Source organism: uncultured Methanobrevibacter sp. (assembly GCF_902801725.1).
In the GTDB taxonomy this organism is placed as follows: Archaea; Methanobacteriota; Methanobacteria; order Methanobacteriales; family Methanobacteriaceae; genus Methanocatella.
Window position 1 is genome coordinate 1 of the sequence record NZ_CADCJB010000025.1, and the last position, 26,065, is coordinate 26,065.

General features: G+C 34.9%; 25 protein-coding genes and 1 pseudogene. 15 read left to right on the forward strand and 11 right to left on the reverse strand.

The features are described 5' to 3' along the window. Window positions 1-70: 70 nt before the first annotated feature. Window positions 71-634, reverse strand: a complete 564-nt coding sequence (locus QZV68_RS06400; protein WP_296879692.1) for a phosphatase PAP2 family protein — start codon at window positions 632-634, stop codon at window positions 71-73. Window positions 635-747: 113 nt separating this feature from the next. On the opposite strand from QZV68_RS06400, the pseudogene QZV68_RS06405 reads away from it, so the two are divergent. The 6 genes and pseudogenes from QZV68_RS06405 to QZV68_RS06430 form a co-directional block, all read left to right on the forward strand. Next, a pseudogene (locus tag QZV68_RS06405) lies at window positions 748-1,215 on the forward strand (tetrahydromethanopterin S-methyltransferase subunit A); the annotation flags it as partial. A 264-nt stretch (window positions 1,216-1,479) separates the two neighbouring features. Beyond that, a complete protein-coding gene (locus QZV68_RS06410) occupies window positions 1,480-2,604 on the forward strand; it encodes a hypothetical protein (protein ID WP_296879694.1) in 1,125 nt (374 codons plus the stop codon). A gap of 347 nt (window positions 2,605-2,951) precedes the next feature. Next, window positions 2,952-3,314 (forward strand): hypothetical protein, encoded by a 363-nt coding sequence (locus QZV68_RS06415; protein WP_296879696.1) that lies wholly within the window; start codon window positions 2,952-2,954, stop codon window positions 3,312-3,314. An 18-nt stretch (window positions 3,315-3,332) separates the two neighbouring features. After that, window positions 3,333-3,725 (forward strand): hypothetical protein, encoded by a 393-nt coding sequence (locus QZV68_RS06420; RefSeq protein WP_296879697.1) that lies wholly within the window; start codon window positions 3,333-3,335, stop codon window positions 3,723-3,725. A 44-nt stretch (window positions 3,726-3,769) separates the two neighbouring features. Further along, window positions 3,770-4,330, forward strand: a complete 561-nt coding sequence (locus tag QZV68_RS06425; RefSeq protein WP_296879698.1) for a restriction endonuclease subunit S — start codon at window positions 3,770-3,772, stop codon at window positions 4,328-4,330. Next, the gene (locus QZV68_RS06430) at window positions 4,327-5,997 is read left to right on the forward strand and encodes an N-6 DNA methylase (protein ID WP_296879700.1); all 1,671 of its coding nucleotides are present in this window, start codon (window positions 4,327-4,329) and stop codon (window positions 5,995-5,997) included. Before QZV68_RS06425 ends, QZV68_RS06430 begins: the two co-directional genes overlap by 4 nt. A gap of 440 nt (window positions 5,998-6,437) precedes the next feature. On the opposite strand, the gene QZV68_RS06435 is transcribed toward QZV68_RS06430, so the two are convergent. The 6 genes from QZV68_RS06435 to QZV68_RS06460 all read right to left on the reverse strand — a co-directional run bounded on the left by QZV68_RS06435 (window position 6,438) and on the right by QZV68_RS06460 (window position 12,753). Beyond that, window positions 6,438-7,049: an orotate phosphoribosyltransferase-like protein gene (locus tag QZV68_RS06435; protein WP_296879703.1), complete on the reverse strand. Its 612-nt coding sequence runs from the start codon at window positions 7,047-7,049 to the stop codon at window positions 6,438-6,440. Window positions 7,050-7,058: 9 nt separating this feature from the next. Next, window positions 7,059-8,015 carry a Gfo/Idh/MocA family protein gene (locus QZV68_RS06440; protein ID WP_296879705.1) on the reverse strand — a complete coding sequence of 319 codons (957 nt, stop codon included), beginning with the start codon at window positions 8,013-8,015 and terminating at the stop codon, window positions 7,059-7,061. 14 nt (window positions 8,016-8,029) lie between these two features. Next, window positions 8,030-8,899: a hydroxymethylbilane synthase gene (gene hemC, locus QZV68_RS06445; protein ID WP_296879707.1), complete on the reverse strand. Its 870-nt coding sequence runs from the start codon at window positions 8,897-8,899 to the stop codon at window positions 8,030-8,032. 126 nt (window positions 8,900-9,025) lie between these two features. Continuing rightward, a complete protein-coding gene (gene cfbE, locus QZV68_RS06450; protein ID WP_296879709.1) occupies window positions 9,026-10,435 on the reverse strand; it encodes a coenzyme F430 synthase in 1,410 nt (469 codons plus the stop codon). 1 nt (window position 10,436) lies between these two features. Beyond that, window positions 10,437-12,290, reverse strand: coding sequence for a bifunctional NADP phosphatase/NAD kinase (locus QZV68_RS06455; RefSeq protein WP_296879711.1), 1,854 nt, complete (start codon window positions 12,288-12,290; stop codon window positions 10,437-10,439). A gap of 1 nt (window position 12,291) precedes the next feature. Beyond that, a complete protein-coding gene (locus QZV68_RS06460; protein ID WP_296879713.1) occupies window positions 12,292-12,753 on the reverse strand; it encodes a pyruvoyl-dependent arginine decarboxylase in 462 nt (153 codons plus the stop codon). A gap of 219 nt (window positions 12,754-12,972) precedes the next feature. Here QZV68_RS06460 and QZV68_RS06465 point away from each other — a divergent pair, with 219 nt between their 5' ends. The 6 genes from QZV68_RS06465 to ade all read left to right on the forward strand — a co-directional run bounded on the left by QZV68_RS06465 (window position 12,973) and on the right by ade (window position 18,657). Beyond that, window positions 12,973-13,371 carry a translation initiation factor IF-5A gene (locus QZV68_RS06465; protein WP_295113695.1) on the forward strand — a complete coding sequence of 133 codons (399 nt, stop codon included), beginning with the start codon at window positions 12,973-12,975 and terminating at the stop codon, window positions 13,369-13,371. 33 nt (window positions 13,372-13,404) lie between these two features. Further along, window positions 13,405-14,271 carry an agmatinase gene (speB, locus tag QZV68_RS06470; RefSeq protein WP_296879715.1) on the forward strand — a complete coding sequence of 289 codons (867 nt, stop codon included), beginning with the start codon at window positions 13,405-13,407 and terminating at the stop codon, window positions 14,269-14,271. Between the two features lie 32 nt (window positions 14,272-14,303). Continuing rightward, window positions 14,304-15,125 (forward strand): 4Fe-4S binding protein, encoded by an 822-nt coding sequence (locus QZV68_RS06475; protein ID WP_296879717.1) that lies wholly within the window; start codon window positions 14,304-14,306, stop codon window positions 15,123-15,125. 15 nt (window positions 15,126-15,140) lie between these two features. Next, window positions 15,141-15,299, forward strand: coding sequence for a hypothetical protein (locus QZV68_RS06480; RefSeq protein WP_296879719.1), 159 nt, complete (start codon window positions 15,141-15,143; stop codon window positions 15,297-15,299). Between the two features lie 418 nt (window positions 15,300-15,717). After that, window positions 15,718-16,938: a TIGR00300 family protein gene (locus QZV68_RS06485; protein WP_296879721.1), complete on the forward strand. Its 1,221-nt coding sequence runs from the start codon at window positions 15,718-15,720 to the stop codon at window positions 16,936-16,938. A gap of 3 nt (window positions 16,939-16,941) precedes the next feature. After that, the gene (gene ade, locus QZV68_RS06490) at window positions 16,942-18,657 is read left to right on the forward strand and encodes an adenine deaminase (RefSeq protein WP_296879723.1); all 1,716 of its coding nucleotides are present in this window, start codon (window positions 16,942-16,944) and stop codon (window positions 18,655-18,657) included. On the opposite strand, the gene QZV68_RS06495 is transcribed toward ade, so the two are convergent. Next, complete coding sequence (locus QZV68_RS06495) at window positions 18,654-19,289, reverse strand: DUF447 domain-containing protein (protein ID WP_296879725.1); 636 nt, start codon at window positions 19,287-19,289, stop codon at window positions 18,654-18,656. The two genes, ade and QZV68_RS06495, sit on opposite strands and share 4 nt — an antisense overlap. A 73-nt stretch (window positions 19,290-19,362) precedes the next feature. Here QZV68_RS06495 and QZV68_RS06500 point away from each other — a divergent pair, with 73 nt between their 5' ends. Beyond that, on the forward strand, window positions 19,363-20,373 hold the full coding sequence (locus QZV68_RS06500) for an SIS domain-containing protein (RefSeq protein WP_296879727.1): 1,011 nt from the start codon (window positions 19,363-19,365) through the stop codon (window positions 20,371-20,373). A 435-nt stretch (window positions 20,374-20,808) separates the two neighbouring features. Here QZV68_RS06500 and QZV68_RS06505 read toward each other — a convergent pair whose 3' ends face one another. Together QZV68_RS06505 and QZV68_RS06510 are read right to left on the reverse strand one after the other, a co-directional pair. Further along, the gene (locus QZV68_RS06505) at window positions 20,809-21,261 is read right to left on the reverse strand and encodes a hypothetical protein (protein WP_296879729.1); all 453 of its coding nucleotides are present in this window, start codon (window positions 21,259-21,261) and stop codon (window positions 20,809-20,811) included. Window positions 21,262-21,488: 227 nt separating this feature from the next. Beyond that, entirely contained in the window at window positions 21,489-23,051 is a 1,563-nt protein-coding gene (locus QZV68_RS06510; RefSeq protein ID WP_296879731.1) for a flippase, read from the reverse strand. Window positions 23,052-23,158: 107 nt separating this feature from the next. On the opposite strand from QZV68_RS06510, the gene QZV68_RS06515 reads away from it, so the two are divergent. Further along, the gene (locus QZV68_RS06515) at window positions 23,159-24,259 is read left to right on the forward strand and encodes an oligosaccharide repeat unit polymerase family protein (RefSeq protein ID WP_296879733.1); all 1,101 of its coding nucleotides are present in this window, start codon (window positions 23,159-23,161) and stop codon (window positions 24,257-24,259) included. Then, window positions 24,256-25,326, forward strand: coding sequence for a hypothetical protein (locus QZV68_RS06520; RefSeq protein WP_296879735.1), 1,071 nt, complete (start codon window positions 24,256-24,258; stop codon window positions 25,324-25,326). The genes QZV68_RS06515 and QZV68_RS06520 overlap by 4 nt, the downstream gene beginning before the upstream one ends. Window positions 25,327-25,531: 205 nt before the next feature. Here the strand turns inward: QZV68_RS06520 and QZV68_RS06525 are convergent, their stop codons facing one another. Next, window positions 25,532-25,762 carry a hypothetical protein gene (locus QZV68_RS06525; RefSeq protein ID WP_296879737.1) on the reverse strand — a complete coding sequence of 77 codons (231 nt, stop codon included), beginning with the start codon at window positions 25,760-25,762 and terminating at the stop codon, window positions 25,532-25,534. Between the last annotated feature and the right edge of the window lie 303 nt (window positions 25,763-26,065).

Here is a 26,065-nt window from a genome sequence, read left to right on the forward strand (position 1 = left end):
CGGCAAGGTCATCGGAGTTAAATATCTTGACAACAAGGATGATTTTGAATATATAGGAAAACCATCCGAGCTATTCTTTTAAAATTTTAACTGCAAGGATTCCGCTGAGAATTCCTATGAGTGCACCAATCAAAACGTCGAACGGGAAATGCATTCCGATGTAGATTCTTGAGAATGCTATCACCACAAGGAATAAAATCATTATTATGATTGCCAAGTAGTATTTTTCATAGTATTCCTTTGCTTTTAGGACAATTACGGTAACCACTGCTGCGGTTGTTGCGCTGTGGCCTGACGGAAATGAATTCGGATCAGCAGTTTTGGAAACTCCGAATGAAGTTGGAGGGAGATTTACATTATCCAAAATCATATAAGGTCTTGGCAAGTGGAATGCAAGCTTTAAAACACTTGTTATGCAGAACATGATGATTATTGCAAGCACGATTGTCTTTACAAGCCCATAATATTTTCTTGTATTGAAAATGTTCTGCCGTGTTATGATAAATAGTATCAAAAATAAAATGGCTAGAAATGTAAGCCCGCCCAGATGGGTAAAATTGGGAAGTATCGCATTGAAAACGGGATTGTTCAGGTCATTGTTTATAAAATAAAAAATTTCTGTATTCAAATCCATAGGATATATTTTATTCAATCTGATTAATACTTGTTGTCATTGACAGATTACAAAATATTTAAATAGACTTTAAAATATATCAATTATTGTAGAACTTTTAGGAGGCAAACAAGATGGTTGATAAAAAAGCTCCTGCAGATGGTTGGCCTGTTATCAGTGGTGACTATATTGTAGGAGATCCGGAAAGTCCAGTAGCTGTTACAACTCTCGCTTCTCACATTGAAGCTGAATTGACAGGAGCTGCAATTGCAGGTCCATGTAAAACCGAAAACTTAGGAATAGAAAAAGTAGTTGCAAATATTATTTCAAACCCTAATATTCGTTTCTTAATATTAGCTTTACACGAAAACGGTGCAGATGCAGATAAAAAGAAAATTATTGGAGCAACTGGCGCTATTCCTTTCGTAGAAAATGTTCCTCTCGAAGGTGTTGAAAGATTCCAACAACAATTAGAGATTATTGATTTAATCGATACTGAAGATGTTAGTGCAATTCAATCAAAAATCAACGAATGCGTTGAAAAGGATCCTGGAGCGCTGGAAGAAGAGCCAATTGTTATGGAAGTTGATGAAGAAAACGAAAGAATGGTAATCGTTTCCAAAGACAAGAAAGATAAAAAATAAACCTTTCTTATTTCTTTTTTTTTAAAAACTGAAGATATTTTCACTAAATTACTATTTGCTCTTTTTTTGTTTTTCATTTAACGAAAATCACTATTGTCTGTTAATTGAATTATTCTAAAATTTGAATTTTTTTAAGTTAATTTGGTAATAATTATATACTATTTTAAACACAATTTATATTGGCATGTATTTTTAAGGAGGTTAATTCAATTGAGGAATAAAATGATTTTTGTACTTGTAGTATTCCTGATTGGTATATTCGCCATTTCAACAGCAAGTGCTGCAGATAATCTGACTGATGATGTTACATCTTTTGGCGATTTTGAAACTAACGGTCAGGATATTGCTGCTTCAAATAATGTGTCTGGGGAGGCTATATTGCAAGCAAGTGATTCAAACATAAGTGAGGATGAATGTGTGAATGTTTTGGGTGTTGATTGTAATGATTCAGTAATGTCACAGGATTTCAACGAAACTGTTCTTGAGAAAACCTATGCGGATGTTTATATGAAGTCCATTACAACCCGATATAACTCCGGAAAATACTTTGATTTGGGATGGTCTGGATATTTTGACGGATATTTCAAAGTTTATAAGGGAGGCCATCTCTATCATAGCGAATACCTTTCAGGATATGATGAAGACAGGGAATGGAGCCTGAATAAAATGTCTCCTGGAACATACTCTGCAAAAATGATTACCTATAACGGCATCACCCTTGGAACAGCTAAAATCGTTATAAAAAAATCATCAAGTAGGATTTCAGTCAAATCTTTCAGGGCAACTGCAGGATCTGCATTCTACTGTTATGCTTATGTAAAGGACAGATATAATGGTGGAGGTTATGACGGGGGTTCGGTCTACTTTAAAATAAATGGCAGAATCTATAAGGCAAATCTAAAAAAGGGCGTTGCCGTTGCAAAAATAAGAATCCCAAATAAGATCAAGACATTTACTTGCAGGGCAACTTTCAGGGGAGGTCAAAATGTTTTCGGCAGCTCAACTACATTTAAAATGATTGTTAAAAAGAAAACACAATCAAGATATAAGATTATAACCACTACTGCCAAAAGCTACTGGATTAAAAAACGCTCCGGAAGTTATGTGGTTGCAACAAAAATCTGGGATATGACTGCTGGTTTCATGGCTCCGTATAAGTATATTGACACAACTCTTTATAAAAACGGAAGGCAGGTCATAAACACCAAATATTATGTAAATTACTGCGTTAATGGAAAATGGACTGGATGGGTGCAGTATGGTACTACATCAACAGCACATCATAGGCATGCAGTAGCTGACGGCGCAAGGGTCGGTCTGATTAAAGTTAGGTTTGTTCGTGTATAGATTCATTTCAAATTTAAACTTGGGTTTGGATTTTCCTTAAACCCTCTTTTTTTCATGTGAGCACCGTTTCACAAAACAATTTTTTTGCACTTTTTAGAAAAAGATAAACTTTAAATATAACCTACACCAAATTAATTATTACGGCCGAAATAATTTGTACTTTTAAAAAAAGTATACTATAAAATCGGTAAGTTTATATACTATAAGAGCATATGTTAATATGCGAATATGTACTTTTACCAAAAAAGTACTAGTGAAATATCATGTATATTTCCAAAAAAGATATCATCATTGTTCACATGTTTTATCTTTTAAGGTGAATTGAAAAAGTAGAAGGAAATGATAATATGGATGGGATAATAAACAAAAGTGAAAACGTAATCAACTGGTCTGAAAAAGTTAAAAATCTCGATGACAACATCAGAAGAGAAATCGGAATCGAAGGGGAAAACGAGGCCAAACACATTTTAATCAAGGTCCAAACCAAATCCTCAGAGTCAATCGAACCGGCATTCATCGTGTCTGAAGATGATACATTTTTGGATTTGTTTGTCCTCTCTCCGCAGGGCTCAGGCATAATTTCAACTGCGGTCCTGAAATCCAACATTCAAAGTGTTGGAGTGATAGGGGGCGTGGCTGCCGAGAAATTGGATCCAAGCGAGATTCCTGAAGATGTAGAAGAGGACGACCTTGGAGGATTATACCAATAATCCTTTTTAAAGATTGCCATGAAACGACGAGGAAAAAACAACAGAAGGAATAGGAACAACGAATATTATAATAGGGAATTGTTGCTCAACAAAAAGATAAGGCAGTTTCAAAACGACTACTACAATCTCTCCAAGCCTCCACTGCCTGAAGAGTATCGGCAGATGGATATGCTGAGAAGAGATATCAAATATCTCCTGAGACTCCAGGAACACCAGGTCTGGAGAAAGTCTTTCAACCGCAAACATGCTTATTTCGACCAACTCACCCTATTCAAGTCAATGTACATGCTGTGGAAAAGAACCACCTTTTTCACCTACATTGAAGAATACCATAATGTACCACACCACATTGCACTTTGGGCAAAAACAATAGGTGCAAAAATGGTTCCGAACGGAGTGTTTGGAACCTAATCTTTTATATTTTAAAAGATAAAAATAACCACAGAGGCTAAAATATGAACAGAGTAAAACTCGGTGATATTGCAGAAGTGATATCCGGTCTTTCATACCGAAGGTATAAGGATGAAGGCGACAGGACTTACGAAGTAATTGTTCAGAGATCCATTAAAAAAGATGGTGTTCTGGAAGACTTTGAAAAAATGAACCTTAGGGAGCCAAAATCAAGATATTTCACAAAATCCGGTGACATATTGATGAAAATGCCATATCCGTATGACGTTGTTTGTATTGGCCAGGAAAATCTGGTTGTTAGTGACCGTATAGCCATCATCAGACTCACCAAAAACCACAACCCCTCATTTATAGCTCATCTTCTTACAAATGCTCATGTAAAAAAGCAATTGCATGAGCTTGGAAGTACGGAAAGGATACCTCATACATCACTTAAGGAAATCAAAGAACTGGAGCTTGTTCTCCCCGATAAAAGTACTCAAAACAAGGCTGCAGAGCTGCTCGATGCAATCAATGAAAAGATAGCTAACGACAGAAGGCTTCTTGAACACGACCAGAACATGAAGGAAGGAATTTTGAATGAACTGTGGGGTGATGAAAAATGAACAGGTCATTATCCAGCAACAGAAAAATATTAAACATTCTTTTAAGAAAGGGGAAACGTAAAAATACATCTCCCCGTTTCGGATATTTCATACTCTATGCATTCCTTTACAAATACTTATCAGACAAACTTAAAAATCACCTTATTGAGTGTATTGAAGGAAATGAAACCGATTTGGAAATGTTTTATATGACTGAAGAGGGAATTCAGGATCTGAGGGAATGGGCTCTTAATGATTTGGGATATTTCATTGAATCTCACTCAGCCTACATCGACAGGTTCATATCCGACAAATTCATTGAGGATATTTTTTCTCCTGAATTTTTCACAATACTTAGAGATAATATAGTATTCGCCCCAAACAACCCTGCACAGGATTACTTCAATAGAATAACTGAAATATTGAAGGGGGAAATACGATTCTACAGATTTGGCTTTGATGAAGATTTGAATTCATTCATGAGCAATTATCTATTTACCCTGTCAAAGTTCGATATTGGCGAAAAAAATTTCACCTACGCTCAGGTTTATGATGTAATTGCTTCTTCAAGACAAATCAGAATGTCAACAACTCCAGAATACATTTCAAATCTAATAACTTCCATTGTAAAATCCCAAAAGAACATTATTGGGGATGCCTACGATCCGTTCATGAAGGACGGTTCCATACTGTTCAAGTTATACGGTGACTATCCTCTTTCAAGGGTCTGCGGCAAGGAAGATAATGAGCTTTACTACTATTACTCATTAATCAGGGCATTCATAGAAGATGTCGATTTCACCAATATCTCACTATATGAGGAGAACGCCATTAAATCAATGGCTGTCGATTCCAGACTATTTGATGTAATTGCATCAAAAGTTCCAAACCGCTTCAATGACTATTCTAGACTCGCTCTCAAAAGTCAAAGTATTGAAATTCCTCATGAAGGTAAATCAGACTTCAAAGAGGCTTTGCTTTCCAATTTTGATATGGATAAGTTGAGTGATGATGATGAGGCTCTTAAGGCGTTGAAGGTTTTGGAGGAAAAATATTATGAGATAGAGAAAAAACAGATGGTTTCGTTTACTGGCGAATATGAAAGCCTTTCTGATAGCGAATTTTTGTTTTTAATCAATATGATTAATTCGCTTAGGGAAGATGGAATCATGCTGGTGTCACTTTCTCAAAACTTCCTTTTTAAAAGTTCACTTGCGCTTTTGAGGAAGTTTCTAACTTATGAAAACAACTACATTGATGCAGTCATTTCACTTCCCGAAGAGCTTGGAAGATCAGTAAGGCCAGAAGTTATTATCTTGTTTAGAAAAGACAAAAGAAATGATGATATTGTGTTTATTGACCTTTCCAAAAAGTATGGTGCAGTTCCATCTGAAAATGCATTTCCTGGTCTCTTCAAGCGTAATCTGATTCTTGATGATGCTACAACAGATAAAATTATTGATGCAATTAACAACCGCAGGGCAGTTGACAAATTCTCAGAGATTGTTTCAATAAGGGATTTAATGAAAAATGATTTCAATCTGGCTGTTTCAAGATATGTTGATACATACGATGGGGAGTTCATAAGACTCAAGGATTTGGTCAATGACAAAAAAATGATTGATAAGGAAATGGACAGGTTGAACACCAAAATCAATGTTCTTCTTGATGATTTGAATATCAGATAACATGAAAATTGCAGTCTACATCTGTCAGTGTGTATTTTTGATTCTATTGGGTTGCAATGAGGGTTGTTAGATTTATAATCAGTTTAAGTGCACTTTCAATTATACTAGTCGCCGTAAAATTAATTACTGGAATTATTACAGTAAGTGCTGTTATGGGCATCTATTTGCCAAAAAACAGATATATTGACCATCGCCCAATACTAATGAGGAATATGCTCATGACTCATTTTGAAATCTGAATGTATTCTGAAGTATGATGGATTATTATGTATTTTAATTACTATATGGATACGATGAGTAATGTACTTTAGAATTTCAATTTATTGATAATCCATAATGCCATTATGACAGTAATGGGTATTGGCATATTTTAAATTAATGTAAAATCAATGTCTTTTTGGTGTTAAAAAATGTTTAAAAAGAGAAAAAGATGTAGTAGATTAGATTCTACTAACTTTAATTAAAGATTCAATAGGCACATCTTCCACTTCTGAAAGTCCTGCTTTGTCGATTAGGACAACTACACAGAGTGGGTCTCCACCTAAATCCTTTACGGTGTGGATAACTTCTCGTACTGTCTTTCCGCTGGTGATGACGTCATCTACAATAACGACCTTTTTGCCTTCGACTGTTCCAAAGTTTGTACTGATTGTTCCTTCATCATCAAGTTCTTCAGAGGCCTGTCTATGCTTTTGAGGGTGGAATATTGCAAGTGAAGTGTCAAGACCAGTCATATCTTCCAGCAAGTCAGCCATCATTGTAGCAAATGGAACTCCGCTTACTGCAATTCCGCAAACAACTTCGGCTTCACCATGAATAAGAGTCATGTCGCTTAATGCACTGGAAACATATCTTAAACGTGCAGCATTTCCTCCGATGCTTTTCCAATTAATTGCAAAATCAGTAGGGGCATCAGATTTCACTTCAGTAGCTTTCTGCAAGGTCAACCATCTTGCAGTGTCCATACTTACATTTAGTTCATCTGCAATTTCACCGGTTGTAAACCCGTGTTGTCTGAGTTCTTGAGCTTTTAGAATTAATTTTTGTTTCACTTATCTCACCTATTCAAGTTCGTTTAAACTAATCGGTCTGTGTTCTTTAGATGACTTGTTAGCTGCAATAACCATTTTGAGAGCCTTAAGTCCATCTTCACCTGTAATAACAGGTTCTTTTTCTTCAACAACTGATTTGAGGAATGATTTTAATTCGCCTTTGAGGGGCTCTTCATGTTTGATTTCAATATCTTGAGCAAATTTACCGAATACTTCGATGCTCTGTTGGATGTAGTCAACAGAAATGATTCCTGCGGTTCCGGTAAGTTCCAGTTCTCTACGTTTGTATGGAGTCAGCCAGTTCACTTCAATAATTCCTGTAGATTCGTTATCGAAGCTTACCATGATTTCAGCATGGTCTTCAAATTCACTGTCGTCAAAGCTGCTGTTCATTGTTCCGTAGACTTGAGTGATGTCCTCTTCAAAGAGGTAGTTCATGATGTCCAAATCGTGTATAGCCAAGTCGATTGATACTCCGACATCCTTTATTCTTGGTGGGAGTGGACCCACTCTTTTTGCAAAAGCGGATACGATGTCTCCAATAACTCCGTCATCAATAAGCTCTTTGGCTTTTTGAACTGCAGGATTGAATCTTTCAACGTGTCCTGTTGCAAGGATTACTCCTGCCTCTTTGGCAGCTTCAATCATTTCTTCGGCTTCGGTTAATGTAAATGCAATAGGCTTTTCAACCAGAATATGCTTTTTATGCTTTATTGCTTCCATTACTACGGCATGGTGGAAGGTGGTTGGCACACAAACACTTACAACTTCAATGTCTGGATTCTGAAGCAGTTCACAATAGTCCGTATAACCTTTTGCACCATATTTTTTCTCAATTTTTTTAAGCGCCCTTTCACTGACATCTGAAACACCAATCAAGTTTGCTTCTTCAATTTTATGGTATACACGAACATGGTTTTCACCCATTGCTCCTACTCCAATCACTCCTACGTTTACAGTTCTCAATTTAATTCCTCCGTTTAAACATAATCCTCGAAAAGTTTTCCAATCTTTTTGCCAAGATTTACAGCATCCTTGATGGAACCCTTTTCAGTTTGCTCTTTAAGGATTTCTCCATCCTTAGTTAATAATATTGAATAAATATTAAATTCTTTATCATTCATACGTGCTATGGAGCCGATAGGCCATTGGCATCCGACACCTAGCTCTTCAAGCACTTTCTTTTCTGCAAATACTTCCTGCATTGAAACATAGTCATTAAGTTTGGAAATTTTTTCCTTCACGTCAGAGTCTTTTCTGGTAATGATTGCCAAAGCTCCCTGTCCAGCCGGTGGGGTAATGTAGTTGAGTGGAAATACGGTTTTGATGTATTTTGTTAGGTTCAACCTTTTAAGTCCTGCTTCTGCCATCAGTGTGGCGTCAAGGTCGCTTTCAAAAACCTTATTGATTCTGGTTTCAATGTTTCCTCTAATCGGTTTTAGTTCAAATTCCTTTTCGTAATGGTTGCAAAAAGCCTCTCTTCTGAGACTGCTGGTTCCAAGCTTTGAGCCAGGTTCCAATTCGTCCCAACTTTTTTCAGAAATAAGTACTTCATGTGGGGATTCACGTTTCGGAACGGCTATAATCTCCAAGTCTTCATCAAGCTCAGTAGGCAAATCCTTAAAACTGTGAACTGTAAAATCAACTTCCTCCTCGAGAAGTGCAATGTCCAGTTCCTTGGTAAACAGGCCCTTGGAATCCATATTGTACAATTGTGAGGTTGTGATCTTATCGCCTTTTGTTTTAATAATTTCAATGTCAATTGTTTCTTTGGTTAATTTTGATAAATCTGCACATACTTGCTTGGTTTGCGCCAAAGCCAATTGACTGCCTCTAGTTCCTACAATCATTTATTGTCCCCATATTTAATTTTTTCATTGTTATTAAAGTATAACTTATAACAATTTTTACATTGTTAATTTTTATAATTAATAATAATTAAATGTTTCAATTTTTTCTAGTAATTACTGGAAAAATCATCTTTGTGAAACTTTGCTGTAATCTGATCTGTAGATAAAAAGAAGATTTTTGCCGTCTTTCACTGCCAAATCATAGCAGTCATTACAGCTTTCAATAAATATATGTGATTTTGATGTTTTTTTAGATATGGAACGACCGACGTCTCCAGTGAGAATAAGGCTGCATTCAAGGGTGTCCAGAAATGCGGTCACCTTCTCCTCATCGATTTCTTCACAGGTGATTCCATAGTCTCCCCCAACGGCCACATGGTAGTCATCAAGATTTTCAATCATGTTTATGGATTCCTTTATTGCCTGCGTATTTATTCCAGGATTTATTTCTTCGATGACAATATTGTTTCCAATCATTTTCTTGTTGGTTCGTCCGGTTATCCCTATATATTTTTCAAGGCCTTTTATGATCTTTTCATGCTCGATTTCAAGACAGATTGAAGTTAGGACAACACCTAAAACATTGGATACGTGATGAGGTCCTGGAGCAAATGTCTTCACACTGATTTCACCGCTTTTAACATTTCCATTTATTGTTTTGACATTGCTGTAGATGATGTCGATTGCTGTCTCGTCAAGACTGTATGAAACGTCTTTGACATAAAGATTGGCATTTTCATCGCTTAGTGAAAATGTATTGGCTTTCTGGTGTTTTATGTTTGAGTAGTACTTGTCGAAACTTTCCTTTTGGCAAACCACGGTATTGCACATGAATATTTGTGATTTTGCCCTGCTTGCGGAGCTTCTGTTTTTTGCAATAGGATAGTCCTCGGCAATGTTTGTCAAAAGGCCCACATCCCCTATGCCGCATGCTCCAAGAGAACTTTCAAAAATGGCTGATGAGTACAGCTCATCATTCACTTCACCTGGTGCCATCGAACAGATTGGATTTGAAACCTTGTGTGCCAGGTCAATAGTTTCCTTGATATTTGCAGGAGTTATGGAGATGTCTTTTTTAAGGATGAGCTCCTTTTTGTCATTGTATAGGATTGCTCCGAGGCTTGAGAGAATCAATGGATTTTCATCAATAAGAATTTCCTTCAGCATGAATGCTGAGCTTGTCTTTCCCTTCACGCCGGTGATTTCAATTTTTGCAATATCTCTACCCCAATCCTCAAGAAGTTTTCCAACTGCTTCGTGGTGTGTCATGAATGTGTAGTTCAAATCAGGATTGTATTTCCTGATTTCATCTGATGTTAAAGGAAGATGAACAGGGGCGATTACGCATATATCTCCTTTAAGTTTGGCCAAATCGTCAAAGTCTATGACATCTATGTTATAGACTTCCATCATCTTTGAGTCAATTGTGTTAATGGTATTGTATATGTCGACTGCGTGAACAGTCTTGCCCTTTTTTGCAATGCTTACCGCAATCTTTACGCCGCCATGGGTCAGGTCAACTACCAGATAATGCATATTAGCACCAGTCGCCCTCTTTGTTAATTCCACCTTCTCTTAATTTCTCTTTTACCTTTTTGTAGAAGTACTTGGTGGATGTACGAATCATGTAAACATTTTTGTCGGACTTTTTGAATTTGATTTCCTCTTCATATTCTGCTTCTTCGTTGCGCTGACCATCCATTACAAATACTGCGCTCTTACCTTTCTTAAGCAATTTGACGGTGATTTCACTGTTGTCTGATACGATGAATGGTCTTGCTCCAAGTTTGTACGGACAGATAGGGATGATAATGAATCCATCAACCTTCGGATCAACAATCGGACCTCCAGCAGACATTGCATATGCTGTAGAACCACTCGGTGTTGAAATAATCAGTCCATCTGCTCTTACCTCTTCAATAATTTCTCCATCTACTTTGATTTGGAAATGAAGCATTTTTGCAGGCTTTTCAGTCATTATGACTACCTCATTCATTGCGGAGTAGTGGTGGTTTTCGTGGGATACGACAAGTTTTGACCGTTTTTCCTTATAGTAATTTCCGCTTAAAACGTATTCAAGTGCTTCAAATGTGTTTTTGGATTCAATTTCTGTTAAAAATCCTACTGTTCCCATGTTGATACCGAATATTGGTGTTTCGTCCTTCATTTTCGCCTGTGCTCTCAGGAGTGTTCCATCTCCTCCTAGAACTATTGCCATATCACAGTCGAAGGCGAAAATGTCCTCTGCAATCTGTTTATAATCGATTTTGAAGTTGATGTCATCAAGCAGATGTGCAATGTCTGGATAATCCCTTTGTGTCTTTTTTATAATTTTGCTTAGGTCAGGATTTTCCTTAAGGTCCTGGAGTTTCTTAGCCAATCTTTTTTCAATGACTACCTCCCTTCCGTTTATGAGTAGATAATCAATGATTTTTGCTGAAAATAGTATTGAACGATTCTGATCGATTCTTCCGACGATTCCAATCTTTCCAATGAAGTCTGTCTGGTTGTCATTCAGGGTGTCTATCATTTGTTTGTGGAGGATTTTGTTGTTTGCTGCGATTACTATTGTCCTTTCGTGGATGCTCAATTTGTTGTTCAGCTTTTCACCATATTTGTCAGTGATGATTCCTCCGGCTTCTTCAAGAATTAGCTTTGATGCCGCAATATCAATTATTCTACTTCCCCTAAGGTCGATAAATGCATCGTATCTTCCGCTTGCAACGTAGGATATTTCAAGAACTACACTTCCAAGCACCCTCATTCTTCTTGCGTTGTCGACAAGCTGTGATGCGGATGATGTTCCGCTTTTTGTAAATCCTCCGAGGGTGATGTCGCTGAAATTCACGATGTTGGTTGGATGCACTTCTTCGTTGTTGAGCCAGCAGCCTTTTCCTTTTTCAGCTTCAAAGAAGTTACCGTTTCCGAAATTGCTGATGAAACCTAATTCAACATCATTAAGGGTAGCAAGTCTTCCTTTAGGCACACTTGCAACGGCTATTGAAATTCCGAATGCGGGTATTTCCTTGATTGCATTGCTTGTTCCGTCAATAGGGTCAACCAGAAATATGAATTTTGGCCTTTCATCATCTTCAATATCCTCTCTTCTAAGTTCATGAGTTAGGCTGATACTTCTTTTTGTTCCTTTTCCTAATTTTAATTCTCCAATTTCTTCACTTATGATGTATGATAATACTGGAGCATTTTTCAGGATGTTAATGACTTTTTCTTCAGCAACAATGTCTATGAATGATGTTGGTGTTCCGTCGGCACCTATCTTTACCTTTTCACCGGATTCAGGTTTTCCAACATATGGTCTTATTGCTCTGCTTACTTCTTTTATGATTTCATATGAAAGATCTGTTGCAATCTTCTTATCTTGAGCATCCATGTTATTCCTCGATTATTTCATCTTTCAGATACACGACTGATGCGACTACTGATGCAATATTTTCAACAGTTGTAGTGGATGATTTGACAATCAGGTCATTGATTTCGACTCCACGCTTTTCCATCATGTATCTGACCATAAATTCAGCTTCCTTTTCCAGGTTTTCTATGTTTTCATTGGTTCCGGTTGTCTCTACTACACAACCCAATTCGTTTCCAATAGCTACTGCAATGACTGCCATTATTTTATCGCCAGGATTATCTGATGTGATTTCTGATAAAACACAGTTCACCATGCTGCCTGCCTTAAGTTTAGGCAAATTACAAATCTTTGCATTGCCTGCAAGCATGCTGGATACTTTTATAAGGTTCACATCTCCAATTCCGGCATCACTCAATGCATTGTCAAAAGCATTCAGTTTTGTTGGACCTTCATCTTTTCCACATACTATAGCTATCTTCATAATATCACTATTTTTAATATTTGTCATTTTATATAATAAAATATTTTGAATATTTGTCGTTCTGGTGTAAATTGTTTTTGGTGAACTTTCTTTCCGAGCTATGAAATGATGTTTATATCGAATACTTTATATAAAATAGAAAATATAGTTAATACTAATCTAATAATATTCCTTATTATAAGATTATAAAAACCGGTTTTTATTTATGGAGGAAAATTAATGTCAACAAAAGTTGTAGAAATTAAAACATTAAAAGTTGGAAAGTATATTGTTTTAGGCGGAGAAGCCTGTAAAATTATTAGTTACACTACTTCATCTCCAGGTAAACACGGAGCAGCAAAAGCAAGAATTGAAGCTGTAGGTGTATTCGACAACCAAAAAAGAAGTCTCGTAAAACCTGTAGATAACAAAGTAGATATTCCTATTATCGACAAAAGATTAGGTCAAGTTATTTCTATCCAAGGTGACAATGTTCAATTGATGGATATGGAAAATTATGATACCATTGACTTACCAATGCCTGAAGACTTGAAAGATGACATCGTTGAAGGTATTGAAGTTGAATACATAGTCGCTTTAGGAAACATGAAAATAATGAGAACCAGAGGATCTGCTTAAGTCCTCTCATTATTTTCCTTTTTTAGATAAATTATGCTTTTAAATACATACGAACCGTGGAAATTCGCATTTTCATCTGAAAATGAGGATATCAAAAAAGATTCATATGGGATAATCGGAGTTCCCTTTGATAGTACTACTTCTTATCACTCCGGTGCACGTTTAGGACCAATTGTTGTAAGAGAAGCTTCATTTGGTTTTGAAAAATACAATACTGTTTTTAACAAGGATTTGACAACTACCTTTTATGATTTCGGTGATGTCAATGTGGTTCCTGGAAACTGCGAAAAGACATCTCAAATTGTTGAGGATACTGTAAACGAACTTTTTGATTTGGAATTGAAGCCTATTATAATTGGTGGGGAGCATTCAGCATCCATAGGTGCCATTAAGGCATTATGCGAAAGATATTCTCGACTGACTGTAATTCACCTTGACGCCCACAGGGACCTTGCATTTGAGTTCATAGGCGAAAAATACTCTCATGCATCCGTAATGAGAAGGGCTCATGAAATGGGTGCAAACCTGGTTCAGATTGGAATAAGATCATCATCTCTTGAGGAAGAGGAGTTCGTAAAGTCAACATACAACATTCAAACATTCAAGAACAAGGATGTCCATAAGCATATGGATGCAATAGAGTATTACCTGACAAATATTGATGGGCCTGTCTATCTTTCAATAGATATGGATGTATTCGACCCGGCTATTGCGCCAAATGTTGGAAATCCTACTCCTGGTGGATTGATGATGCATAACATCGAAGGAATCCTGAAAACAATATGTCATAAGAATGTTGTCGGATTGGATGTTGTTGAAACTGCCAGCGATAGATTGGGAGATGCAACAGCAGTTGTTGCAGCTAAGATAATCTATGACTTTTTAACTCTGGTGGAATAATTATTTAACTTTTGTTTTTCAGATTATATATTATGAAAATAAAAGGTTCAATATTAATTGAAACAATTTTTCTTCTGATCGCATTTTTGATATACTTTGTTTCTGGAAATGTGTTTTTCATATATAATTTTGCTTTTATCGGAACTGCAGTAGCAGTTGGTGTGCTTTTTACTCAAAATGGACACAAATTCGGTCGAAATATCATAATGCTTGCTGTCGGATCATATCTGCTAATATATGTTGGAATTTTGGGCCATGAAAATCTTCTGATTTCTGGATTTTGGTATTATCTGTTTTTGGGTGTTTTTGAAGCTGCAGTAGTTCATTATTTGATTGCTAAAATTGCAGGACCATTCCTATTCGGCAGGGGGTGGTGCGGATACGCCTGCTGGATTGCAATGATATTGGATTTGCTTCCATATAAGACTCCTGTTAATGGTCGGAAAGACTGGGGATACATTAGATATGTGCTGTTTGTACTTGTACTTGTTTTTGTTTCAGCATTGTTCATATTCAAGGTAAACCGTATAGATATGATCATGTTTTACATGTTCATCATAGGAAATGCTATCTACTATATTGTGGGGATACTGCTGGCATATTACCTGAAGGACAATCGTGCATTCTGCAAATATGTCTGCCCAATCACAGTATTTTTAAAAATGTCAAGCTATTTTTCACTTTTAAGGGTAAAAGTCGACAAGAATAAGTGTAATGAATGCGGCAAATGCATGAAAAACTGCCCGATGGATGTTGAAATACTGAATGATTCCCGAAGAAGGGAAAACGGAACTGAATGCATATTGTGTCTCAATTGTGTAAAGGATTGTCCGAAAAATGCAATAAAAATATGATTGTTAATCGGATAAATGAAATTTCAAACATTTGAAAATAAAAGCAAAAGATATGAAAGATTTGCTGATGAAAATAATCCTGCAAGTAAAATTGACAAATTAAAAGAATTATTGGGCAACGAAATCATTGATGATGAATTCAGTAAATTGAAATCTGAAATAATAAATGAGTGAAGAATGAAGCATATATAATTTAGTTTATTTATTTTGAAAAATTCACTAGGTTTTTCATGTCACTTTCTGGTTCTGAAATGTTATTGTCATTTGGATTTTAAGGTTAGGTTGACTATGTCATGAATATCGAATAATTTAATATTGGCGAAATGGACAGAATTTTGGTATTTAATGATTATAATCAAGTTTCATTCTATTATGGATATGGTAATTATCGATTAAACTTAATACAAATTTTCCAATCATGATTAATTATTTGCCTACTTATTGTTTAGGAGTAAATTTATAAATTCAAAAGTTTTATTTTTTTACTATACTATTTATTTTTCTTTTTTCTTTTTTCTTTCAACATAACAATATCATTAAATATCACCAAAAATATAATTATTATATTAACTAAAAAATGGAGCATATTGTTATGAATAAAAGGATTATTGAACTTTCAGGCCATATTATTGATTCAATGGCGTTAACCAAAACAATGGCAATAATTATGGAAAATGGAGGAGAATTTGACATACTGGAAATTGAGGTTGGACGTAAAAAATCAGATGTCAGCTATGCAAAAATTGAAGTTCAGGCGGATTCTTCGAAATTGTTAAATTCCATTTTGGATGAACTTTCCGTTTTGGGTGCTTCAGTTGATGAAATTAAAGAGGTTAATCTTGTTGCAGCCACTAAAGATAAAGTCGCTCCTGAAGGTTTTTATTCATCATCCAATCATGTAACTCACATTTTTTATAATGGAAACTGGATTCCTGTTGAAGACATTGAAATGGACTGTTTGGTCGTCGTTGATGAAGAGGAAAACAGGGCATTCGTAAAGCCAATTGCAAATATTGAAGTCGGAGACAAGATTGTTGTCGGTCTTGACGGTGTTAGGGTAACTCCTCCTCACAGGTCAAGGGATGAACAGCAGGTGTTCGAATTCATGAACAGTGATGTGTCCTCTGAAAAACCTTTGATGAACTTGATTAATGGTATTGCTGAAGAAATGAAGGAAATCAAGGCTAAAGGTGGAAAAATAGGTATTGTTGGTGGACCAGCTATTGTACACACAGGTTCAGGAAAATATCTGGCATCCTTAATTAAGGAAGGATATATCGATGTTATCATGGCGGGAAATGCTCTGGCAACTCACGATATTGAGTCCAATCTTTTCGGAACTTCATTAGGTATTGAAGTGGAAACAGGTAAAATCGTTGCCCATGGCCATACTCACCACATGAGGGCAATCAACAGAATCAACAATTCAGGCTCCATCAGAAAAGCGGTTGAAGACGGAACATTGACTGGGGGCATCATGTATGAATGTGTTAAAAATGATGTTCCATTCGTTCTTGCAGGTTCAATTCGTGACGATGGGCCTCTTCCTGATGTAATAACTGATGTAATCGAAGCCCAAAAGCTTATGAGAAAGTATGCGCAGGAAGTTGACATGGTATTGATGATTTCTACAATGCTCCACTCTATTGCAATGGGTAATCTTCTGCCTTCAAGGGTTAAAAGTATTTGTGTGGACATCAATCCATCCACAGTTACAAAACTGTCTGACAGGGGAAGCGCACAGGTTTTAGGTATTGTTACAGATATTGGTACATTTCTGCCATTGCTTTATAATGCTCTGATGGAGGAGTGAGCTATGTCCTTTACAGCATTTATTCTCGATGTTGTAACAGATTCAATAATGCCGGTAAGAATCTCAATTGAAGATGGCATTTTCAAAGAGGTTACTCCAATCACTGTCACTGAGGGGGAATCAGTGGATATTCAGGGATTGGTTCTTCCAGGTTTTATAGATTCTCATATTCATATTGAAAGCAGTATGCTTACTCCAGCTCAATTTGCTCGAATTGCAGTGCGTCACGGTACTACTGGAGTTGTTTGTGATCCTCATGAAATAGCTAATGTTTTGGGAATTGAAGGTATCGAATCCATGATTGAAAATGCCAAATCAGTTCCTTTCAATTTTAATTTTACTGCACCTTCCTGTGTACCTGCCACTTCATTTGAAACTAGTGGGGCTACTTTGGATTCATCAGATATTGAATATTTGCTTAAAAAGGATGAGGTTGTTGCATTGGGTGAAATGATGAATTTCCCGGGTGTAGTTAATGGTGATGAGGAAGTTTTGAAGAAACTTGAATTGGCAAGAAAATATGGAAAAAGGATAGATGGTCATGCTCCATTGCTTTCCGGCGAGGATTTGGATAAGTATCTTGAACAGGGGATATTAACAGACCATGAATGCACCAATGTATTTGAAGTCATTGAAAAAAAGATGAAAGGCATGAGAATTATGGTTCGTGATGGTTCCTCTGCCAAGGATTTAGATGATCTTTTAGATATAAATGCCAATCAAGAACGAAGTCGTGATGCGGGACAATTGGGTATTATTTATAGGGACATTTTTGAGAAAGGAATATATTCTCCTCTATTTGATTTCATAGTAAGTGATGACAAGCATCCTGATGAGCTTGTTAAGGGTCATCTGAATGTATCAATCAAAAAAGCAGTTGATTTGGGAATTGATATAATAAAAGCCATAAGTATGGTAACAATAAATCCTGCATATTTCTACGGTCTGAATTGTGGTGTCATTGCTGAAGGGGCGCAGGCAGATTTCATAGTTGTAGACAGTCTTTTTGATTTAAATGTTTTAAAGACATATATTGGAGGGAAATGCGTTTTTGATGGTGAAAATGTTTTGTTTGAGGCTCCTGAAATAGAGGCTAAAAATTCCATAAATGCTTCTAAAAAAACTGCAGGCGACTTTGACATACATTATGATGGTGATGAATGTGAAGTCAATGTTATTGAGTGTGTTGATGGGTGTCTGCTGACTGAAAAGATAACTGCAAAGCTGCAGGTCAAGGATGGTGTTGTCCAATCTGATAATGTTCAGGATGTATTGAAGATATCTGTTGTTGAACGTTATGGTTCAAACACTGTTGCAAATGCATTCATTAAGGGCTTCGGTCTTAAGAAAGGTGCCATTGCATCATCAATCGCTCATGACTCTCATAATATAATAACTGTGGGCTATGACTCTGAAATGATGGCTCGGGCAGTTAACAAGGTAATTAAGAATAAAGGAGGAATTTCCGTTGTAAGCGAAGATTTCAGTGACTCATTGGCTCTTCCTATTGCAGGGTTGATGTGCAATGAAGACGCATTTGACGTTGCTGAAAAATGGGGTGATTTGTACGACAAGACAGTTTCTTGCGGATGCAAACTCGAATATCCGTTCATGACAATGGCCTTCATGGCGTTGCTGGTTCTTCCATCAATCAAGATTTCAGATAAGGGACTATTCGATGGGGACAGCTTTGAATTTATGGATGTGATTATCGATTAGAGGTCATAGCCTCTTTTCAAATATTCTTTTTTTATTTCACCCATTGCTTCAATATCTTCTTTTCTTCCAACTTTCAATACGACACGATGTGCTTCTTTAAAATGAATCAGGTACTCTTCTTTTTTTGAATCATCCACCAAATCAAAACGTGTATAATTGGCTAGCGATTCAATCACATATCCGAATCCACGATTAAGTGCATTGGTTTGGTTGTTAATTACAATGTCTGTCACTTCGGATTTAATGACAATTGCCTCTCCCTTCTTTTTGATGGGATCGCTTTGTTTGACCGCTTTAGTTAAGCTAATGACTTTGCATTTAAAATAGGCATCAGCACATTTGAGTGAAAGATTTTCATTGAAATGGTTCTGAGGCAAATTTCCAAGGGTGGAAACTGTAAACAGTTCCGGATTGTGTGTGATGTTAACAACAAACTCCCTTTCACGAATGATGTTTTCCAGAGTATGGCTTCCTTTAAAAATCCTGTTGAGAATTCTGTTTTCACCTGCACAAAGCACACCTATGGGTGCAGCATTTTTGGTCGGACCATCATTGTTAGTAGTGACGATTGTCTCGTATTGCCTACCTTTTTCCATTCCAATTGAAGATAAATTTATTTTCATATTAGCCATTTTTAAAAAACCTTTTTATATCTTGATTAACAATATATTAATTATAATATTTAATTTTAAAGGAGTTTAAGCCATGAAATATAAAATGTATGATGAAATGATGGAACAGCCTGAATCACTGGAAAGGACTTTCGAAAGTGAATGGTCCACAATGGATGAAATTTCAGACATGGTTCTGGATGTGGATAAAGTATATTTGATTGGCTGTGGCAGTTCTATTTCAACTTGTTACAGTGTCAGAGACGCCATAAGGATGTCCAGCACTAATATTAATATTGAAGTTTATACAGGTTATGAATTTTATTATAATAAGAAATTGCAGGAAGGAGAAAGCAGCATAGCTATTTTCACTTCACAGTCCGGTGAAACCGCAGATACTCTGGCATCCCTTAGAAGGGCAAATGAATTCGGTATTCACACAGTTTCAATTTCAAATGAACCGGACAGTTCAATGATTAAAGAAGCTAAAACTCCAATTGTTACAAGATGTGAAACCGAAACAGCCATTTTAGGTACTAAAACCTACATTACACAAATGGCCTGTCTTTATCAAATTCTCTTTAAGGCATCTGACTATGAAAATAAAACTGAACTCCTGGCTGAATTAGCTGAAATGCCTAAAATGCTTGAAAAGCTCTTGGTATCCACTGAAGATGAAAACAAGAAATTGGCTGAAGAGCATAAGGATGATGACCTATTTTACTGTTTGGGAAGCGGTCCGAACTTCGGTCTTGCTTATAAACTTGCAATGACAATGCTCATGGAAGGTGCGATAAAGCATGCCTGTCCTGAATATGCTGCTGAATTCAGACATGGATTAATTGAAAGGGCAGAAAAGGATGTTCCGATAATTATTTTAAGGTCTGATTTGGAATCTGATGAGATTACTCAAAAGGCAATTGATTTTTGTGAAAATCTTGAAGCAAAAGTAATTCTTTTTGATTTGAATGATTATGCTGATGTCGATAAGTTGTTGTCCCCATTCATATTTGTAATTCCTCTTGAATGGTTCGTATATTATCTTGCCCATTTCAACGGCGAAGACCCTGGTGCAACAAGACATATCGGAAAAGTCAGATATTAGATGCGGATTCAATCTGCATCCAAACTATTTTTTTTATAATTTTTTTAGCCATTCTGCAGTTTTTTCTATTCATCTTTTTTTTAGCTTCTCGCAGATTATATCCAAATTATTAATGTCGGAAGTTTTAGTATGATTATTTGTCAATGTGGGAATGTGTCATTTGGATATTTTCAAATGTAGATGTGTTTGTCAAAATTGATGAAAATAATGTGTACTGCCCCGATTATTCAAAAGTCGCATTCAAAAAATCATAGTTGTTAAATGAAAATGTAATTTAAAAAGGTGGATGTGGGATTATTTGAGGGTCAGTTTTTGAAGTATCTTTTGATGATGGAAGTTGGTTATGGTGATGGGATTTGAAACAGTTTATTTCATGTCGGATTTCATTAATGATTTAAATGAGGTTAAAATGTTTTAACGGATGATGGAATTTTCCTAAGACTTAACACCAATGTATAATATGCAATGTGCTTTTCCGTCAGGTGTAAACTCCTTAGGAACAGTACTTTCATAGTCAATATTGAAGTTTCTGTTTATCTTTCCTTTCTGATCTTGCCATACCTCTTTCCATGCATTTTGAGCACAGGTTATAATATCTTCTCCAGAAATATCATATTTGATAAATTTTCCTTCCAAAACTTCATTTTCAAGTTTTTCGAAGAAATCTTTTTCAACTGCAATAACGCTTAAATCATATTCTCCAGTTTCATCACTTTCATAGTTTGAATATTCAGTCACTGGTGAGATACCTTCAATAAGGTCTTGATTTGAATTAAAAAGTAAAGGAATTTTGCCGGATACAATATCTGCAAATAACTCACTAATTTTACCTATTCCCTCAGCATCATTTTTTAATCTGATAGTAACTTTATCTAATTTATATGTCATGAACAAATTTTTTATCAATTATGCTATAAGTAACTATTGAACTGCCATTTGCACACATAAAACAAAAGATGAAACTCCATGAATTCACCACAACAGGAATAAAAACACAAACACAGAATTCAAACTATACACAATCGGATATAACCTAAAAAGAATATACAATGAAATAAACAATAAAAACAACTAAAAATAAGAAAAAATATCAAAAAATCAGAAATGCAAATATTTTATTTCTCTTCCATTTTATATATTAGTTCTTTATTTTCAATGTATTTAACTATTTTAGGAGTATATCTTTTTAGTATAGGGATTTTGTTCATATACTGACTAAAAAAGGTTATATCACGTTTTGTTAAAACTTTTAACATTATTAATGATACAATATAGATTAGACTGCCAATTGTAATTCCTATGATTAAACCAATTAACGTTTTAGGAATTATATAACAAACCACCATTAAAATTAAATTGCAAATTAATACTAGCATTATATTTTTCCAAGGAATTGATATTTTGGTAGTCTTAATTACGAATAGCATTATAATGATCATTAATATGCCTGTGGTTATTGTTGTAGCTATGGCGGCACCTATAATGCCCATTATTTTAACAAAAAATGCATTCAATAAAATATTCATTACAGTACCCAAAAGCAGTATATACATTGGCAATCTAGGATTTCCGGTACCTTGAAGTATGCTGCTACTAATCATGTACACGCTATAAAAAGACATTCCGATTACTAAGATGCTTAAAACTCCTGAACCTGGAGTATAAACTTCTCCAAACAGTAATTGAATAAGAGGCATGCTAAACATGCTTATAATTACACACATTGGAATAACTGTAAGAATGCAATATCTTAAACAGTCTACAACATATTCCTGCAATAATTTTTGATTTTTTAAAACATAAGCTTCTGCTGTTGCAGGAAGCAATACTGTTGAAATTGATAGTGAAATAACTAATGGAATTCTTGAAATAGGATCAGCAGAATTATAAAACCCTACATCCCTAGATAACATAAAAACACCTATAACTAATGTGCCAACATCATAAATTGCCATTTCAGATAATGCAGTAATGGCTACCGGCACTGCAAAACAAATTAACATCCATAATAATTTTAATTCTTCTTTTAAACTCAAATCTAGTGAATCTTCTGAATAGAACATTGGACTGATATATTTTTTATATAATAATACTGCAGTTATGGCTGAAACTATGAAACCAAATGCTCCTCCTAGTACTGCTCCCATAGCATATAATCCGCAATAAACAAATACGACAGCAAAAACAATTGTTGCTAACTGTTCGGCCATCCTATTATATACTGTATATTCATTTTTATAAACTCCTTGAAATGCACCTCTCATAGCCCCCACAATTACACTAAAAGGAGTTATTAGACTAACGGCTCTTAATGGCCATACAACTAGGGGTTTATGAAATATTGCATTTGCAATAAAATCTGATGAAAATAATAGGATAATGCTCAATAATATTGCCATTAAAACCATGAACTTGGTTGCAGTATAAATAACTTGTCGGGTCAATGCTTTTTCATCTTTTGCATTATATTCTGCAACATATTTTGATATTGCTGGAGGTAATCCTCCAGCAGATAAAATTTGGAATATTCCCTGAAACGGTAAAGTTAATCCATATAACCCATATCCTTCCGGTCCGAGCATTCTACTCATTAATAGTCTATTAATGTAACCCCCTACTCTAAAAAGTAAGTTGCCAATTACTAAAATGAAACTATTCTTAAGTACCTTATTAGACATGTTCTTCACTTAATTGAATATATAAAATGTTTATATAACTTTATAAAAATATAATTATATATTTAGTATTTATTTGAGGCTAATTAACTATTTTATGGTAGATGACTATGGATTATAAAAAATATGACATTTTTTCACCAATGGTATTTGTACTATTGGTCATTATTTATTTAATATTTTCAGAAGTGGCATTTCATTATCATTTAAATAAGTTAATCGGTGTTAATCTTTACACAATTGGGCTGATATTCTTAGGAATTGTATTTTATATCCTAGGTATTGTATTATCAAATTATTTTCTTAAGAATAGGGAAATTAATATAAATACTGAAAAAATAGATAAATTTTTCTCGCAACGTTTAGTTTTATCACTGGTAATAATTGGAATACTTCTTCAAATAGTAAATTTGATCTACTTGGGAGGAATTCCATTATTTAGCGGTTATCTTAAAGCACGTGCCGCAACAAGGATATGGTTATTAAGTTATTTGATCTTTTTGCCTTCAATTAATATTCTAATAGCAAAATATGATAACAAAAAGTATTATTTATTGTTTATATTAGGTTTATTGTTGTTTGTATCTACCGGCTATAGAACAACTGCAATAGCTATTGTAATAAGTGTATTAATAACCTTGTATTATACTAAGGATTTGCCTTGGAAATATTTGATATTGTCCATAATTGCCATATTTATACTGCTGTTGGTAGTGGGATATGTTGCAGTCAAATCAATTGAATGGCAAACCTGGTCAACAACTCCAATAGAATTATTGTTTTATAGGGCGGGATATACTTTACAGGTATTGGACCATGCAGCATTTATGCAGGGCAGCACTCATGGTCAATTGTTATATAATACATTGATGGGATTTTTTAAATCTTCAGATCCAAGGGTAATTGTTGGCTCAACAATATTGGGTAAAGCACATTCAACAACCTCGACGATTTTTGGACCTGCATTGTTGGATTTTGGATTATATGCCATGCTGTTACAAATGATTATCTTAGGATTTATATTGAATTTGATTTATAAAGTGCAGATTAATGCCAAGAATATTTTCATTGCATTGTATGCAGTATTGATGGCTCATTTAATAATATGGATAGAAACAGGGCCTACTGATTTGGTCGTATTTTTATTCTATTTAATTTCAATAATCATATTGATTTATGCAGTTAATATAAAAAAGGTGGATAATAAATGAATATCGCTATTATAGCTGAAACATCTCCTGCAAAAGCCTTAATCCCGGTCATTGAAAAAATTGATGCAGATATTTTATCTTTAACTCATAGTGAAGGCGCAATGGAATTATTGGAACCTTACAGTAATGAAATTTTTTCAATAGGTGAAGGCCGGAGGAACACAACAAAGAAAAGAAGCAATTTCACAATCGCCAAGCTGGTTTTAAAAGATACTATCCGCACATATAATGCCTTAAAAAAACATCCTATTGATTTAGCAGTAACATGTGGGAATGCAGGGGATGTACGTAAAGGAATTGCAGCATCAAAAAAATTAAAATTGCCAAAACTCCATATAGAGCAGGATATTTATAACCCAATAGAAATGATAGCCTATGCAGATTTAATTACTGTTCCAAATAAGGTGGCTATGAAACAATTAAAAGAGATGTATGATATTACAAATACTGTAAATATAAAAGGATATCCTCTGGCAGAATATGTGGGCAGAGTTCCAATAGTGGAACCTGAGAAGATATATGATCAGTATCGGCATGATGATTTTTATGTTCTTTTTTTAGGTGGAGATACAAGAGCTTCTGATATTCCCGAAATAATTAAAGAAGTGGAAAAAATAGATAAAACAATATTACTCATTCCATTTAGATTTGAAACATCTGCTATAACCCCTCATATCACTAAAAACAATATTTTTGTTATTGAGGGTCATGTGGATTTAATCAGTTTGATGAACGCTTCACAAGGGGTAATTTATTGTGCCGGAATGGGAGTAACAATTGAAGTCGGCGCTTTGGGAGTTCCTGCAGTAAAAATTTTGGGTTTCCATACCCAACATGCAAGTAATGATTTGGCTCAGGATTTGGGAATAAATGTTGCTTCTACGCAGGATATAAATTATGCTGTTTCCAGGATGAAAAAACCTCAAGGTAAACGTTTAATTAAAAATGGCTGTAAAGCAAGTCTTAAAGTAGCTGAATTAACCACAAGTATGGATTTATTCGACCAAAATTGTGGTGGTCTAAGTAGTTTAAGAAAAATCTGGAACCAGAGAAAACAGTATCGATAAGATACTCTTAATTATCCTTTTTTTTAGTTTTAATTTATTTAAAAGAAGTTGCGGTTAATAATACTATTTTTTAAAAAATTAAGGTTAAGGAATGTTAAAGTGCAATAAACCCATTACTTAACTCTGAACCATATAAAAATTAACAGAATTCAATCAAAAGTTTTGAGTATTTCCTAGTGAAATATTCAAAACATAAATATCATTCTTATTCACCATTGACAGCTTTAACTTGTTTGTAAGTTGCATACATAGAATAAATCCAAACAATGAATACAACCATTCCAAAGATTTGACTTACAAAATACATTAATATATAACATATTACGGCCAAAACTGCCAATATAATTCCTTTTTGCATATCTTCAGCGTATATCAATCCTAATCCTGACCATATAAATGAAAGAATCAATGCAATTATCATGTTTTTATTTGCCATATTCAACCTCCTACATGAATTAATTTTTAATCTATTTTAATACTATTTATATATGACTAATATTTGAACAAATGGTTCTTAATGCAGTTTGAAATAAATCTTTCCTAATGAAAATATTCAAAACAGAGGTATAAATTATAATCTTAACAAGTAAATTTAATCGAAACCTTTGTATACTAACAAAATGTAGGACATATAAAAAACACATAGTTACTCTTTTTTCAGAGTTTCAGCAATCTGAAATTTCATTTTCATGTAAGTATATTTTTAAAATTTTATTTACAAACGGTGACTGATCAGATT

Bases quoted from the DNA above. Each gene is read 5' to 3' on its own strand.
- QZV68_RS06400 (WP_296879692.1), bottom strand. From the start codon at position 634: ATGGATTTGAATACAGAAATTTTTTATTTTATAAACAATGACCTGAAC.
- QZV68_RS06410 (WP_296879694.1), top strand. From the start codon at position 1,480: ATGATTTTTGTACTTGTAGTATTCCTGATTGGTATATTCGCCATTTCA.
- QZV68_RS06415 (WP_296879696.1), top strand. From the start codon at position 2,952: ATGGATGGGATAATAAACAAAAGTGAAAACGTAATCAACTGGTCTGAA.
- QZV68_RS06420 (WP_296879697.1), top strand. From the start codon at position 3,333: ATGAAACGACGAGGAAAAAACAACAGAAGGAATAGGAACAACGAATAT.
- QZV68_RS06425 (WP_296879698.1), top strand. From the start codon at position 3,770: ATGAACAGAGTAAAACTCGGTGATATTGCAGAAGTGATATCCGGTCTT.
- QZV68_RS06430 (WP_296879700.1), top strand. From the start codon at position 4,327: ATGAACAGGTCATTATCCAGCAACAGAAAAATATTAAACATTCTTTTA.
- hemC (WP_296879707.1), bottom strand. From the start codon at position 8,899: ATGATTGTAGGAACTAGAGGCAGTCAATTGGCTTTGGCGCAAACCAAG.
- cfbE (WP_296879709.1), bottom strand. From the start codon at position 10,435: ATGCATTATCTGGTAGTTGACCTGACCCATGGCGGCGTAAAGATTGCG.
- QZV68_RS06455 (WP_296879711.1), bottom strand. From the start codon at position 12,290: ATGGATGCTCAAGATAAGAAGATTGCAACAGATCTTTCATATGAAATC.
- QZV68_RS06460 (WP_296879713.1), bottom strand. From the start codon at position 12,753: ATGAAGATAGCTATAGTATGTGGAAAAGATGAAGGTCCAACAAAACTG.
- QZV68_RS06465 (WP_295113695.1), top strand. From the start codon at position 12,973: ATGTCAACAAAAGTTGTAGAAATTAAAACATTAAAAGTTGGAAAGTAT.
- speB (WP_296879715.1), top strand. From the start codon at position 13,405: ATGCTTTTAAATACATACGAACCGTGGAAATTCGCATTTTCATCTGAA.
- QZV68_RS06475 (WP_296879717.1), top strand. From the start codon at position 14,304: ATGAAAATAAAAGGTTCAATATTAATTGAAACAATTTTTCTTCTGATC.
- QZV68_RS06480 (WP_296879719.1), top strand. From the start codon at position 15,141: ATGAAATTTCAAACATTTGAAAATAAAAGCAAAAGATATGAAAGATTT.
- QZV68_RS06485 (WP_296879721.1), top strand. From the start codon at position 15,718: ATGAATAAAAGGATTATTGAACTTTCAGGCCATATTATTGATTCAATG.
- ade (WP_296879723.1), top strand. From the start codon at position 16,942: ATGTCCTTTACAGCATTTATTCTCGATGTTGTAACAGATTCAATAATG.
- QZV68_RS06495 (WP_296879725.1), bottom strand. From the start codon at position 19,289: ATGGCTAATATGAAAATAAATTTATCTTCAATTGGAATGGAAAAAGGT.
- QZV68_RS06500 (WP_296879727.1), top strand. From the start codon at position 19,363: ATGAAATATAAAATGTATGATGAAATGATGGAACAGCCTGAATCACTG.
- QZV68_RS06505 (WP_296879729.1), bottom strand. From the start codon at position 21,261: ATGACATATAAATTAGATAAAGTTACTATCAGATTAAAAAATGATGCT.
- QZV68_RS06510 (WP_296879731.1), bottom strand. From the start codon at position 23,051: ATGTCTAATAAGGTACTTAAGAATAGTTTCATTTTAGTAATTGGCAAC.
- QZV68_RS06515 (WP_296879733.1), top strand. From the start codon at position 23,159: ATGGATTATAAAAAATATGACATTTTTTCACCAATGGTATTTGTACTA.
- QZV68_RS06520 (WP_296879735.1), top strand. From the start codon at position 24,256: ATGAATATCGCTATTATAGCTGAAACATCTCCTGCAAAAGCCTTAATC.
- QZV68_RS06525 (WP_296879737.1), bottom strand. From the start codon at position 25,762: ATGGCAAATAAAAACATGATAATTGCATTGATTCTTTCATTTATATGG.